Source organism: Streptomyces sp. SID14436, from assembly GCF_010548465.1.
In the GTDB taxonomy this organism is placed as follows: Bacteria; Actinomycetota; Actinomycetes; order Streptomycetales; family Streptomycetaceae; genus Streptomyces.
Window position 1 is genome coordinate 1 of sequence record NZ_JAAGMD010000117.1, and the last position, 13,501, is coordinate 13,501.

At 73.5% G+C, this 13,501-nt stretch carries 13 protein-coding genes and 1 tRNA gene; 8 read left to right on the forward strand and 6 right to left on the reverse strand.

The window, feature by feature from the left end; all coding sequences use genetic code 11:
- Window positions 1-94: 94 nt before the first annotated feature.
- Window positions 95-865 (reverse strand): ABC transporter ATP-binding protein, encoded by a 771-nt coding sequence (locus G3I53_RS04210; protein ID WP_164337822.1) that lies wholly within the window; start codon window positions 863-865, stop codon window positions 95-97.
- A gap of 392 nt (window positions 866-1,257) precedes the next feature.
- Between G3I53_RS04210 and G3I53_RS04215 the strand changes: the two genes are divergently transcribed.
- From G3I53_RS04215 to G3I53_RS04225, 3 genes are all read left to right on the forward strand, one after another.
- Window positions 1,258-1,344 (forward strand) — tRNA-Leu (locus G3I53_RS04215).
- Between the two features lie 255 nt (window positions 1,345-1,599).
- On the forward strand, window positions 1,600-2,784 hold the full coding sequence (locus tag G3I53_RS04220) for an RCC1 repeat domain-containing protein (RefSeq protein ID WP_164337823.1): 1,185 nt from the start codon (window positions 1,600-1,602) through the stop codon (window positions 2,782-2,784).
- Window positions 2,785-2,974: 190 nt separating this feature from the next.
- On the forward strand, window positions 2,975-3,883 hold the full coding sequence (locus G3I53_RS04225; protein WP_164337824.1) for a Bax inhibitor-1/YccA family protein: 909 nt from the start codon (window positions 2,975-2,977) through the stop codon (window positions 3,881-3,883).
- Window positions 3,884-3,993: 110 nt separating this feature from the next.
- Here the strand turns inward: G3I53_RS04225 and G3I53_RS04230 are convergent, their stop codons facing one another.
- Complete coding sequence (locus G3I53_RS04230) at window positions 3,994-4,221, reverse strand: DUF4287 domain-containing protein (RefSeq protein ID WP_164337825.1); 228 nt, start codon at window positions 4,219-4,221, stop codon at window positions 3,994-3,996.
- 102 nt (window positions 4,222-4,323) lie between these two features.
- Between G3I53_RS04230 and G3I53_RS04235 the strand changes: the two genes are divergently transcribed.
- Window positions 4,324-4,635: a hypothetical protein gene (locus G3I53_RS04235; RefSeq protein WP_164337826.1), complete on the forward strand. Its 312-nt coding sequence runs from the start codon at window positions 4,324-4,326 to the stop codon at window positions 4,633-4,635.
- A 73-nt stretch (window positions 4,636-4,708) separates the two neighbouring features.
- Here G3I53_RS04235 and G3I53_RS04240 read toward each other — a convergent pair whose 3' ends face one another.
- The 3 genes from G3I53_RS04240 to G3I53_RS04250 all read right to left on the reverse strand — a co-directional run bounded on the left by G3I53_RS04240 (window position 4,709) and on the right by G3I53_RS04250 (window position 8,730).
- Entirely contained in the window at window positions 4,709-5,488 is a 780-nt protein-coding gene (locus tag G3I53_RS04240) for a hypothetical protein (protein WP_164337827.1), read from the reverse strand.
- 297 nt (window positions 5,489-5,785) lie between these two features.
- A complete protein-coding gene (locus tag G3I53_RS04245) occupies window positions 5,786-7,006 on the reverse strand; it encodes an acetyl-CoA C-acetyltransferase (protein WP_164337828.1) in 1,221 nt (406 codons plus the stop codon).
- A 686-nt stretch (window positions 7,007-7,692) separates the two neighbouring features.
- Window positions 7,693-8,730: an SGNH/GDSL hydrolase family protein gene (locus tag G3I53_RS04250; RefSeq protein ID WP_164438030.1), complete on the reverse strand. Its 1,038-nt coding sequence runs from the start codon at window positions 8,728-8,730 to the stop codon at window positions 7,693-7,695.
- 185 nt (window positions 8,731-8,915) lie between these two features.
- Between G3I53_RS04250 and G3I53_RS04255 the strand changes: the two genes are divergently transcribed.
- Window positions 8,916-10,304: a cystathionine beta-synthase gene (locus G3I53_RS04255; protein ID WP_164339220.1), complete on the forward strand. Its 1,389-nt coding sequence runs from the start codon at window positions 8,916-8,918 to the stop codon at window positions 10,302-10,304.
- 462 nt (window positions 10,305-10,766) lie between these two features.
- Here G3I53_RS04255 and G3I53_RS04260 read toward each other — a convergent pair whose 3' ends face one another.
- Complete coding sequence (locus tag G3I53_RS04260) at window positions 10,767-11,189, reverse strand: hypothetical protein (protein ID WP_164339222.1); 423 nt, start codon at window positions 11,187-11,189, stop codon at window positions 10,767-10,769.
- A 178-nt stretch (window positions 11,190-11,367) separates the two neighbouring features.
- Between G3I53_RS04260 and G3I53_RS04265 the strand changes: the two genes are divergently transcribed.
- The 3 genes from G3I53_RS04265 to G3I53_RS04275 form a co-directional block, all read left to right on the forward strand.
- The gene (locus G3I53_RS04265; protein ID WP_164339218.1) at window positions 11,368-11,910 is read left to right on the forward strand and encodes a GNAT family N-acetyltransferase; all 543 of its coding nucleotides are present in this window, start codon (window positions 11,368-11,370) and stop codon (window positions 11,908-11,910) included.
- Window positions 11,911-11,991: 81 nt separating this feature from the next.
- A complete protein-coding gene (locus G3I53_RS04270; RefSeq protein ID WP_164339217.1) occupies window positions 11,992-12,834 on the forward strand; it encodes a MurR/RpiR family transcriptional regulator in 843 nt (280 codons plus the stop codon).
- A gap of 174 nt (window positions 12,835-13,008) precedes the next feature.
- On the forward strand, window positions 13,009-13,501 hold a 493-nt coding region (locus G3I53_RS04275; protein ID WP_164438031.1), incomplete at its 3' end, for a hypothetical protein.

Genomic DNA, 13,501 nt, shown 5'->3' on the forward strand with positions numbered 1-13,501 from the left:
GCGCGGTGGGAGCCCGCGGAAGGCGGGGCGGGCCCGGGGAGGGCGGGGCGGGCCCGGGGAGGGCGGGGCGGGAGGTCGCGCGGGGCGGGCGGCGTCAGCTGGTGCGGCGCCGGGCGTCGAACTGCTTCATGCGGTCGAGCACCTTGTCGGCCGTGGGCCCGTACATCTCGTCCACGATCGCGCCGTCCGCCAGGAAGATCACCCGGTCGGCGTAGGCGGCGGCCACCGGGTCGTGGGTCACCATGACCACCGTCTGGCCCAGCTCGCGCACCGAGTTGCGCAGGAAGCCCAGCACCTCGGCGCCGGAACGGGAGTCCAGGTTCCCGGTGGGCTCGTCACCGAAGATGATGTCCGGCCGGGAGGCCAGCGCCCGCGCCACGGCGACCCGCTGCTGCTGACCGCCCGACAGCTGCGCGGGCCGGTGACCGAGCCGGTCGGACAGTCCGATCATCCGGATCACGGTGTCCAGCCACTCCTGGTCGGGCTTGCGGCCCGCGATGTCCATCGGGAGCGTGATGTTCTCGATCGCGTTCAGCGTGGGCAGCAGGTTGAACGCCTGGAAGATGAAGCCGATCTTGTCCCTGCGCAGCTTGGTGAGCTGCTTGTCCTTCAGCGACCCCAGCTCGGTCTCACCGATGCGCACGGAACCCGAGGAGAAGGTGTCGAGTCCGGCCACGCAGTGCATCAGCGTGGACTTGCCGGAGCCGGAGGGGCCCATGATCGCGGTGAACTCAGCCTGCTGGAAGCCGACGGAGACCCGGTCCAGGGCGACCACCCGGGTCTCGCCCTGGCCGTAGATCTTGGACAGCTCCGTGGCGCGCGCGGCCACGGCGGTGGTCCGGGCGGCGGGGGTTGCGGTGGTCACGGGATGGCTCTCCTGACGGGCGACGGGTTTCTCGGTGACGTGTTCCATCGTTCCGTCCGTTTGCCGCCGCGTAGTCACCCGCTGCTCCGGTTCCGGGGGGCGACTGAGGGGGGACGGGAGGGCGCCGTGTCATACCTGGGGATGACGTGCAACCCCGATGCGGGCGGATGACCGGAACAGGTGGCGCGCCCTTGTTCGGACGGTGAAATTCCGTCATTCCGCACACGAGGCGTCCCCACGCGCGCAACGCTGGTGGCAAGTGCTGATGGCGCGTACCGGGTGCTGATGCTCCCTCAGACATCAATAAAATAAGACAACATCGGCCCACCGCCCCGTAGTTCGCGCGAGGCGGACCGATAGGCTCGGCACGCTCGAAGCGGAGCCCATGGCCTGCCCGGATGGTGGAATGCAGACACGGCGAGCTTAAACCTCGCTGCCCCTTCGCGGGCGTGCCGGTTCAAGTCCGGCTCCGGGCACCACCACGTCCTCGTCCGCCGGACGCGACGCCGCGCCGACGGGGTCCCCGGCCGCTCCCGTCTTTGGGAGCGCAACGCACCCGCGACGTCCCCGGCGACCCTCCGGCCGGCCGTCCGCGCACCGCCCTGCGGGCTCCGGTGACGTCCCTGCCCACCGCTCCCGCGCGCCGGAGCCTCCCGGTCCGGCGCCCCCCGATGCGAAGATCGGTCCTGCCCGGCCGGAAACGTGCGCCGGGCGCGAGCCGACGGGGGTGGGCGATGAGGCGCGGCGTGTGGCTGCGGACGCTGGTGGCGGGAATCGTGGTGCTGGGCGCCGCGGGGTGTACCAAGGCCGACCGGGCGGTGATGGCGGCGCCCGCCTGCCCCGACGGGAAGTCCGGACGCCCGCAGCCCGCGCGGGTCCAGTCCGGCGCCGTGTGGTCCGGGGTGCAGCGGTCCACCGCACCGGCCGACGCGTGGGGCGGCGGGCTGGTGCCCGGCTGGACCGATGTGGTCTCCGTGGCGGACGACGGTTTCGCCACCGCCGCCGTACGGGCCGACGGCACCGTCTGGACGTACGGGGTCAACCACAAGGGCTCCCTCGGGCACGGTTCCGAGGCGCGCGTCCGGCTGGAGGAGCCGCGGCAGGTGGCCGGCATCACCGACGCCCGCTCCGTGCACAACGGCGGCAGTACGTTCTTCGCCGTCCGCGCCGACGGCTCGGTGCTGGCCTGGGGCTCGCAGAACATCCTCGTCAACGCCGGCCGGCGGGACGGCTACGCCGGAGTGACCCGGCCCCGTGCCGTGCCGGGCGCCGACGGCGTCCACGCGATGGCGCCGGACGCCCTCACCGCGTTCGCGCTGCGCTCCGACGGACGGGTGCTCGGCTGGGGCGTCAACCTCACCGACGTGCTGGGGGACACCGACAGCACCCGACTCACCCGCATCGACGGCGTCCGCAACGCCGTCGACCTCGCGTCCACCGGCGGCGCCGTGGTCGTGGCCACGGCCGACGGTGCGGTCTGCGCCTGGGGCAACAACGCCCACGGCGTGCTCGGCGTCGAACCCCGCGGGGGCCAGAGCGGCAAACCGGTGCGGGTGCGCGGCCTGAGGAACATCGTCCAGGTGGCCGGCGGCCACCACGTCGCCTTCGCGCTCGACCGGGACGGCACCGTCTGGGCGTGGGGCCGCGGCGTGAGCGGCACCCTCGGGGACGGTGACACCTCGGACCACCACACGGCCAGACCGGTGAAGGTGTCCGGCCTGCCCCCCGTGCGGCGGATCGCGGCCCAGCAGTTCACCGGCTACGCCATCGACACCGACGGCGGCCTGTGGAGCTGGGGCTCCGGCGTGACCCTCGGCGACCACACCCGTGCCACCGGCGCCGCCCCCGAACGCATCCCGCTGCCCGGCCCCGCCCTCGACATCTCGGCCCGCCATGTGATCGTCGACACGGCAGGTTGATCTCCGGCCGGTCCCGGGAAGGTACCGGTCAGGTCATGGTTCGACGCCCGCCGATGAGGGGAATCACGCGGACGCGTACCGTGTTGAGCAGCACAACGAGGGAAAGATCCTCCCCAAGCACTGGGTCATTCCCTTTGCCTACCTATTACTCTTGAGCCAAGGCCGCGCAGTGTGGCCATGGAGGAGTGAAATGAGGAGCAGAAACCCGGTCTTCTCGCGACGGGGGTTCAGCCGCGACAACGGCTACGCGGGCTTCAGCACCGCGCCGCAGGCCGGGGGTCCCGCTGTCGCCACGCAGGGCAACCCGTACGCGCAGCCGACGGGCAACCCCTACGCGCAGAACCCGTACGCGCAGAACCCGTACGCCCAGCAGGACCTGCAGCACGGTGCGCCGCCGCAGGCACCGGCCGTCCCCGGCCGGATGACCCTCGACGACGTCATCATCCGCACCGCGTCGACCCTCGGTGTGCTCGTCGTCACCGCGGCGCTCGCCTGGGCCCTGCTGCCCGTGGACGACGCCAACATCAGCCGGTCGTACGGCATCGGCATCGGTGCCGCGCTGCTCGGCATGGTCCTGGCGCTCGTGCAGTCCTTCAAGCGCAAGGCCTCGCCGGCGCTGATCCTGACGTACGCCGCCGTCGAGGGTGTGTTCCTCGGCGTCATCTCCAGCGTCGTCGACAACCGCATCGCCGACGGTGCCGCCATGCAGGCGGTGCTCGGCACCATGGCGGTCTTCGCCGGTGTGCTGGTCGCCTACAAGGCGGGCTGGATCCGCGTCAACCGCCGGTTCTACGGCTTCGTGATGGCGGCCGCGCTCGGCTTCATCCTGCTGATGGGCGTGAACCTGCTGTTCGCGGTCTTCGGCGGCGGTGACGGCCTCGGCTTCCGCAGCGGCCCGCTCGGCATCATCTTCGGCATCGTCGGCATCATCCTCGGTGCCTGCTTCCTCGCCCTGGACTTCAAGCAGGTCGAGGACGGGCTGGCCTACGGTGCCCCGCGTGAGGAGGCCTGGCTCGCCGCCTTCGGCCTCACCCTGACGCTGGTGTGGATCTACCTCGAGTTCCTGCGACTCATCGCGATCTTCAGCAGCAGCGACTGACGCGGTGCCGCCACGGGCGGCAGTCGCGGAAGGGCCCCGGGATCCGTCCCGGGGCCCTTCGTCGTCGCGGGTGGCGGCCCGGCCGGAGGCGGCCCGGCCCCGACGGCGCGCTACCGCAGTTTGCGCGCGGCCCTCCTCAGGTCGTACTCGTGGATGATCGCCTTGGCGTGGCCGTACGCCAGGTCGTACTCGTGACGGAGCCAGCTGACCTTCTCCTCGAAGCGGAGCGCCGGGCCTTCGTCGACGGTGCGCAGCCAGTCGGAGATCTCACGACCGGTGCACTGGGGGATACGGGCGAGCAGATTGCGATGGGTCTCCTCGGAGAAGACTTGGGACATCGGCGCCTCCGGACGCAGGGGATGAAAGCCGGTCCTTCAGGTCACCGTGCCCGAGGGTTCGCCCGTTGGCAACAGTCCCGCCGCGCCGCGTACGCTCACCGCGTGGTTGATACGACGTCCCTCACCCGTGCCGTTGATCACTTCGCCGACCGTCTGCGGGCCGCACCGCAGAGCCGGCTGCAACGAGGGGCTGCCGCCGAGGCGCTCGCCCTGGCCAGGGAGTTCGCCCGGCGGACCCAGCTGGCCGAGAAGCCGGGGACCGAGCCCCGCGAGATGCCCGACGCCGGCATGTTCGCCGCCGCCGACCAGATCACCGTCGCCGGACACGATCTGGCGCTCGTACTGAAGAACGAGGACGAGGTCGCCGAGGCGGCCCGGCTGGTGGAGGAGGCACAGAAACGCGCCGGGGTCTGAGGGACCCGGCGCGTGGGGGGGTGCGGGGCGCGCCGCCGGCCACGGGGGCCGCGGCGAGGGCCGCCCGCGGCGGCTACAGGGACGCTATGACGCGGTCCGCCAGGATGTACACGTTCTCCTCGCCGCAGGAGAACGTCAGCGTGTACGCCCCGGAGATGCCCGAGCCGCCCAGCAGGAACGGGGTCTCACCCGAGCGCAGGGCCGTCGCCAGACGGTCCGCGGTCTCCCGGTGGCCCGGCGTCATGCACAGCGTCGTGCCGTCGGCGAAGACGTAGACGTCCAGGGTGCCCAGGGGGCCCGGACGGACGTCCGCGAGCTCGACCTGGGTGGCCGCCAGCTCCTCCAGCGTCGCCACGGTGCGCTCGTGGTCGTTGGGGACCGGCGGCGGGTTCGGCACGAAGTCCGGGTGCGAGGGGTGCCGGCGGCGGGCCGCGGCCAGCTCCGGCGAGTCGCCCGGGTGCTCGTCGGCGTCGGCACCCGGTTCGGCCACCGGCTCCAGACCTACGAAATCGGCCTGCCGGGGCAGGAACAGCTCGCTGTCGGCCAGTCCCAGCAGGGACGGCGCGTCGGAGGCGTCGCGCGCCTCCTGGGCGGCCCAGAAGGCCCTCGCCTCGGCCAGCTCCCGTTCACGCTCCTCCGCGAGGGCCTCGGCGACGGCCGCGCGTATCTCGTCGGCATCGGCGGTCCGGGCCGACGGGAGCAGCGCGCGCGTGGCGGCGGCGCGGCTCTCGACGAGCTCGGTGTGCAGGGCCGCGACCTGTCGCCGCAGCACCAAGATGCTGCGCAGGACCGCGACGCCCACGGCGCCGGTGGCGGCCGTGGTGATCAGCAGGGCGATCGGCATGGCGCTCACTGACGTACTCCCGGTTCAAGGTCGACCCCCGACTTCCTACATCAGCTTGAAGGGCGGACTAACCATCTGTCAGTGCGTAACGTCACGAAACGGACAGAGTGTTGTTTCCATGGGGGTGGGTGTGAGGGCTCTGACCTGCGGTGATCCCTGTGGCGGGAGGGATAGGTCACATCCTGAGGGAGATTGGATCACGAATCGGCCCGGAACCCCGGCGGCTTCGGGGTTCCGGGCCGAACGCTGACGGACCGTGCCGTCGCGGCTACGCTGCGGTGCTCCTCGCGGTGCTCCTCGCGGTGCTCAGCTCAGGCGCTCGATGACCATCGCCATGCCCTGGCCGCCGCCGACGCACATCGTCTCCAGGGCGAACTGCTTGTCGTGGAACTGCAGCGAGTTGATCAGCGTGGTGGTGATCCGGGCGCCCGTCATGCCGAAGGGGTGGCCGACGGCGATGGCGCCGCCGTTGACGTTCAGCTTCTCCAGCGGGATGCCGAGGTCGCGGTAGGAGGGGATCACCTGGGCGGCGAACGCCTCGTTGATCTCGACCAGGTCGATGTCGTCGATGGTGAGACCGGCGCGGCGCAGCGCCTGCTGCGACGCCTCGACCGGGCCGAGGCCCATGATCTCGGGGGAGAGGCCGGAGACACCGGTGGAGACGATCCGGGCCAGCGGGGTCAGGCCGAGCTCGCGGGCCTTGGTGTCGCTCATGATGACCAGCGCGGCGGCGCCGTCGTTGAGCGGGCAGCAGTTGCCGGCGGTGACCAGCCCGTCGGGGCGGAAGACCGGCTTCAGGCCGGCGACGCCCTCCATGGTGACCCCGGCGCGCGGACCGTCGTCCTTGGTGACCACGGTGCCGTCCGGCGTCGTCACCGGCGTGATCTCGCGCTCCCAGAAGCCGTTCTTGATGGCCTCCTCGGCGAGGTTCTGCGAGCGGACGCCGAACTCGTCCATCTCCTCGCGGGTGATCCCCTTCCAGCGGGCCAGGTTCTCGGCGGTCTGGCCCATCGCGATGTACGGGTCGGGCAGCAGGCCGTCCTCGCGCGGGTCGTGCCAGGTGGAGCCCTCGGACTCGGCGACCGCGGCGGTCCGGGCCTCGGCCTCGGCGAACAGCGGGTTGCGGGTGTCCGGGAGGCTGTCGGAGTTGCCCTTGGCGAACCGGGAGACCGTCTCGACGCCGGCCGAGATGAAGACGTCGCCCTCGCCCGCCTTGATGGCGTGCAGCGCCATGCGGGAGGTCTGCAGGGAGGACGAGCAGTAGCGGGTGACGGTGCAGCCCGGCAGGTGGTCCATGCCCATCTGCACGGCCACGATCCGGCCGAGGTTGTTGCCCTGCTCGCCGCCGGGCAGGCCGCAGCCGAGCATCAGGTCGTCGATGTCCCTCGGGTCCAGCTCGGGCACCTTGGCGAGGGCGGCCTGGATGATCGTGGCGGTGAGGTCGTCCGGGCGTACGTCCTTCAGGGAACCCTTGAAGGCGCGGCCGATGGGGGAGCGGGCGGCGGAAACGATCACGGCTTCGGGCATCTCGGCTCCTGAGCGAAGGGGGCGGCGCGGCGCGCCGGTCGGGGTGGTGGTCGGGCGGCGGTGGGCATACCGCGCGGTCGGGCAGGGCTGCTTGGGAAGTTACCCGGACGTACGGGCGGGGTCACGGGGGGTGCGGTGTGAGATCGGCCGCAACTGTCTAAGCGCTTGCTTGGGCCTCCGGCGGTCGGGCGGTGGGGGTGAACGCCGGGTGCGTCCAGCTTGCCCCTTGTGCGGGGGCCGGGCCCCCGGGCCCCCGTGCTTCGGCCTGGACGGCCTCGTCCTCAAGCGCCGGACGGGCTGGTGGTGGTCGGGGGCGTTGGTATGTGGCCGGAGCGCCGCTGGTCAGGGTGTGCTGATGCCGGTTTCCGGGCTGCGCCCAGGGCCCCCGTGCTTCGGCCTGGACGGCCTCGTCCTCAAGCGCCGGACGGGCTGGTGGTGGTCGGGCGTGTGGTTCTCGGGCGGAGGGCCTGGGGGGTCCGGTCGTGCCGGTGCCGTGTCGGCCCCCGGGCCCCCGGGCCCCCGGGCCCCCGGGCCCCCGTGTCGGCCTGGACGGCCTCGTCCTCGGGCGCCGGACGGGCTGGTGGTGGTCGGCCCTTGTTTCATCGCGCCGAGGGCCCGCTGATCCGGGCCGTGTGAGCGCGGGCGGGGTCCGCCGGTCCGGCCGCGGCGGAGAGGGCCCCGGCCCCTCAGGGCTGGCGGGACGGGGACGGGGTCGCCGGGGCCGGTTCTGTGGCCTGGACGCGGCGGCGCCTGCGGCGCTTGAGGAGGGCCCAGGGGCCGCGGGGGCCCGAGGGCATCGCGGCGGCGACCTCCGTACCGGCCTCCGAGGCGGCCTCGGCCGCTGCCCGGGCCACCGGCAGGAAGCCCTCGCGGCGGGAGGCGTCGGGGCGCTCCTCCTCCGCGGGCCACAGGCCGAGCGCCGCGCACACCGTCGGCAGGACGGCCATCGCGGCCGTGGCGTAGCCCTCGACCGAGGGGTGGTAGCTGTCCGGGCCGAACAGCTCGCGCGGGTTCGCGGCGAACTCGGGGCCGAGCAGGTCGCCCAGCGACACCGTCCGGCCGCCCTGCTCGACGGCGCCGATGGTCTGCGCAGCGGCCAGCTGCCGCGAGGCCCGGCGAGCCAGCCAGCGCAGGGGCTGCTGCACCGGCTCGATGGTGCCGAGGTCCGGGCAGGTGCCCACCACGACCTCCGCGCCCGCGGTCCGCAGCCGCCGCACCGCCCCCGACAGGTGGCGCACCGAGCGGGTGGCCGGCATGCGGTGCGTGACGTCGTTCGCCCCGATCATGATCACGCAGATGTCCGGCACCCGGGACGGGTCCGCCAACGCCCGCGACACCTGCCGGTCCAGGTCGTCCGAGCAGGCCCCGGGCACCGCGACCGTGCTCAGTCCGACCGGCCGTTCCGCGATCGCCGCGACGCCCGACGCCAGCAGCGCCCCCGGGGTCTGCCCGGCCCGGTGCACGCCCTGCCCGGCGGCCGTGGAGTCGCCCAGCATGGTCAGCCGCAGCGCGGGCTGCCCGGGCACCGTGTACGCGGCGCCGTACAGGCCGTCCGCGTTCGGCACGTGGGGTGACATGCCGTTGCCCACCCGGCGCCGGGCCAGCTGTGCCTGGGCCACCAGCAGCCCGACGGTGGCCGCACCGGCGAGGCCGATGCCCCCGCCGCCGTACGCCGCGCCGGCCGCGATCCGCCGGGCCGCCCTCGCCCTCGACATGCTCGTCATGCCTCGCCGCCACCTCCTCGAAGCCCTACACCCAGTGCTTGCCCCGTACGCACCGTCGTCCAATCTCACCTGTGGGTGAACGACCCGGGCGGGGCCGCGATCCGGGCGCGGACCGTCTCGTCCCGAAAGGGCCTAGGCTGGCTGGACCACTACCACCACATCTTTTGCGGCATCCGGAGACAACGGTGCAATTCCACGACTCGATGATCAGCCTCGTCGGCAACACCCCGCTCGTCAGGCTCAACAGCGTGACCAAGGGCATCAGGGCGACCGTCCTGGCCAAGGTCGAGTACTTCAACCCCGGCGGCTCCGTGAAGGACCGCATCGCCCTGCGCATGATCGAGGCCGCGGAGAAGAGCGGGGAGCTGCAGCCGGGCGGCACCATCGTCGAGCCGACCAGCGGCAACACGGGCGTGGGGCTCGCCATTGTGGCCCAGCAGAAGGGCTACAAGTGCATCTTCGTCTGCCCGGACAAGGTGTCCCTGGACAAGATCAACGTCCTGCGGGCCTACGGCGCCGAGGTCGTGGTGTGCCCGACCGCGGTGGCGCCCGAGCACCCCGACTCCTACTACAACGTCTCCGACCGGCTGGTCCGTGAGACGCCGGGCGCCTGGAAGCCGGACCAGTACTCCAACCCGAACAACCCGCTCTCCCACTACCACTCCACCGGCCCCGAGCTGTGGGAGCAGACGGCCGGGAAGATCACTCACTTCGTGGCGGGCGTCGGCACCGGCGGCACCATCTCCGGCACCGGCCGCTACCTCAAGGACGCCAGCGAGGGCCGCGTCAAGGTCATCGGCGCCGACCCCGAGGGCTCGGTGTACTCCGGCGGCTCCGGGCGCCCCTACCTGGTGGAGGGCGTCGGCGAGGACTTCTGGCCGACCGCCTACGACCGGACCGTCGCCGACGAGATCGTCGCCGTGTCCGACAAGGACTCCTTCCAGATGACCCGCCGCCTCGCCAAGGAGGAGGGCCTGCTGGTCGGCGGCTCCTGCGGCATGGCGGTCGTGGCGGCCCTGGAGGTGGCCTCGCGGCTCGACGAGGACGACGTGGTCGTCGTGCTGCTGCCGGACAGCGGGCGCGGCTACCTCAGCAAGATCTTCAACGACGAGTGGATGGCCGACTACGGCTTCCTGGAGGACGGCGGTCCCAGCGCCCGCGTCGCCGACGTGCTGGACGACAAGGCGGGCGACCACATGCCGTCCCTGGTCCACATGCATCCGGACGAGACCGTCGGCCAGGCCATCGAGGTGCTGCGCGAGTACGGCGTCTCGCAGATGCCGGTCGTCAAGCCCGGCGCCGGCCACCCGGACGTGATGGCCGCCGAGGTCGTCGGTTCCGTGGTGGAGCGGGAGCTGCTGGACCACCTGTTCAGCAAGGGCGCCTCGCTGGACGACCCGCTGGAGAAGCACATGTCCGCCCCGCTGCCGCAGGTCGGCTCCGGTGAGCCGGTCGAGGACCTGATGGCCGTGCTGGGCAAGGCGGACGCGGCGATCGTGCTGGTCGAGGGCAAGCCGACCGGTGTGGTCAGCCGCCAGGACCTGCTGGCGTTCCTCGCCAAGGGCGGCAAGTGACGGCGGACCGGATCGCCGTCGTGCGGGGGGCCTCGCCGGGCGGCTGACGACGGGGCCCGCCGCGTCCCGGTGCCGTCCCCGGCGCCGTCTCCCGCGTGGGGGACGGGACCTGACGGATGGTCGGCACCGGCGCCCGCGGTCTTCGCGGAAGTGGTACGCGCGTGTCACGTCCACGCAGCACGCGCTTAACACGCGTCCGGCAGATTGAGGGGTGTCGGCGAGGGGCGGTGGCGCACCTCCCGGGCGTTCGGCGCCGGGGAGACTTCGCCCCCGGGCCGGCACCGAGCGGCGTCAGGACCTTCCGGAGCGGCTCCCGGATCTCCACCGACGCCCTGGACGCGCTCCGGCCCCGGGCCGGGCCGCGTCCCTCGCGGGGACCGTCGTCGTCCCGTCCCCCGGAAACGGGGGAGCGGCGGTCCCCGCGCATCCCGCCCCCGGCCGTCGGGCCCGCGGAGGGGGTGCTCAGTCCTCCCAGTCGCCGTCCTTGCGGGACCTGCGGCCGGTGAAGAGGCCCGGATGGGTGCGGGCGGCCTGGACGAGGTTCACGCCGACGATGCCGGCCCAGGCCGCGAGCAGTCCGGGCAGCTGGCCCACGCCCCCGCCGATCGCGGACAGCGGCACCGCCAGCACCAGCGAGACGATGCCGAAGCCGAACCGCTCGCCCCAGCTGTCGGTGGCCCCCGGCGCGCGGGAGTCCCGGGCGGCCGTCATCCGGTGCTCGGCCAGCTGCCGGCGCACCCGGCGCTCCACCGCGCCGTCGATGCGCTGATCGACCTTCTCCAGGAACGCGTCGACCAGCGCGGACTCGTACTCCTCGCCCAGCTCCCTGCGGGCCTGCAGGGTGGCGTTGAGTTCCTTCTTCAGATCGGCGTCCCGCGCTTCCATTCCGGTCATGGCGTCCACGGTAGGCAGGCGGCCCGCTCGTGGCACTGGGGTTAGCCCCCGTCTCCGTCTCGGGTCCGCCGGGTGCCCGAGCGCGGGCGGGCCGGCACGGGGGCCGGGTGGCGCCGCCGCCCGGATATCCTGCGGCGTCGTCCGGCACCGGCCAGAGAGGTCCCGCACCATGCAGAGCACCCCGTCGCCCTTTCCCACCCGGATCGAGCTGCAGGGAGAGGGGCTCGTCCTGCGGGACTGGACGGAGGACGACGTGCCCGCCATGCCCGGCCTCTTCGACCACCCGGACATCGCCTACTGGACGCCCCTGGTCAGCCCGTTCGACGAGGCCGCCGCCCGGGCCCGGCTGGCACGGGACCGGCGCCTGCGCGGGGAGGGCAGCGTGATCCTGCTCGCCATCACGGTCGACGGCCGCACCCCCTGCGGCGAGGTGATGCTGCGCCGCGGCGAGGCGGGCATCGAGCTCGGCTACGCGGTCGGCCCGGCGCACCGCGGCCGGGGGCTCGCCGCGCGGGCGGTGCGGGTGCTGGCCGCCTACGCCCACGAGGAGCTGGGCGCGGACCGGGTCGTCCTGGAACTGGAGCCGGAGAACGCCGCCAGTGTCGCCGTCGCCACCCGCGCGGGCTTCCGCCCGCTGGACGTGCCGCTGATCGAGGGCGAGGAGAAGGGACGGCCGTACGCGCTGCAGACCTGGGGCCGGAACCTTCCCTGACCCGCGCGCCCGGCACCCGGTGCGGTTGTATGGGGGCATGCAGGATCCGCGGGTTGTGAATAGGCCGAGGGGGAGCCGTCCATGAGCGTCACCGACAGCCCCGCCGCGCGGCTGCAGGCGCTCTTCGAGGGGCACCGGCTGACGCCGACGCAGCGGCGCATCGCGCACAGCATGGTGCGGCGGGCCGCCGACGTGCCGTTCCTGTCCAGCGTGGAACTGGCCGAGCTGGCCGGGGTCAGCCAGCCCTCGGTGACCCGGTTCGCCGTGGCGCTCGGCTTCGACGGCTACCCGGCGCTGCGCCGCCACCTGCGGGAGGTGGCGCCCGCCGACCCCGCGCCCCCGGCCGCCGACGCCAACGAGTACCAGCAGGCGGTCGAGGCGGAGATCGAGAACCTGCGGCACCTGGCGGAGATGCTCGCCGACCCGGAGCCGGTCCGCCGGGCGGGGCGGGTGCTCGCGCACAGCCGCCCCCTGCCCGTCCTCGGGCTGCGCGCGGCGGCCGCCCAGGCCCACGGGTTCGCCTACTTCGCCGCCAAGGTCCACCCCGACGTGCGGCTGCTGAACGAGGGCGGCACGATGCTCCAGGACCGCATCGACGCCGCCGCGAGGGCCGGCGCGGACGCGCTGCTGTGCTTCGCCCTGCCCCGGCACCCGCGCGAGGTCGTCGACGCCCTCACCCACGCCAAGGGGGCGGGGCTGACCGTCGTCACCGTCGCCGACTCCGCCTTCGCGCCGGTCGCCAAGGTGTCCGACCTGCTGCTGCCCGCCGCCGTCGGCACCGGGCTGGCCTTCGACACGGCGTGCGCGCCGATGCTGCTGGGGCGGGTGCTGCTGGAGGCGATGTGCGACGACCTGCCCGACGCGCAGGCCCGGCTGGAGGAGTTCGACACCAGGGCGGCGTCGCGCGGGCTGTTCGTGGAGTGACGGCGCACCGCGCCGGTTTCTCAGACTCGTCTCACCTTGTCTCGCTAGCCTGCCTGTCCGGGACGGCTCTCCGGCCGTCCCCCGGACGCCCCCGCCGGCCCGCCCGGCGGGCGTCGGCGGGACGGGCCGGACGTGCAGGACAGACGTGTGGGACAGGAGAACAGGAGGCCGGACGTGACACGCGGAGGACAGGGGCTGGCCCGGGTGGCCGTCGTCGTACGGGCCGGGGCCGCGCCACTGTGGTGGCTCGGGGTGTTCGCGGCGGGCATCGGCGTGCTGGTGCCCGGACTGACCGGGCGGCGGATCGGCGTGCTGGCCGGTGCGGCGCTGTTCCTGGTGGCGGCGGCCGTCGTGGCGTACGCGCGCCGGGGGCGCTACCGCGCGCTGGCCCGCTCGGCGGCCCGGGCGAGCAAGCACGACGTGCTCCAGGACCGGGCGGTGAGCGTGCGCAACTGGCGCCGCGGACACCGCTGGTGGCTGCTGCTCGCCTTCCTCGCCGCTCTCGGCGGCGCTTTCGCGGTGCCCGCCGCGGGCGGTCTGCTGCTGGCCGGCTGCGGCGTCGGCCTGTGGCTGAAGGCGGCCTGGGTCGGCCGCCTGGAGCAGGCCGACGACGTGCTGCTGTGGGTGCGGGTCGACTGGCTGGACGGCCGCGCGGGCGGCCCGGCCG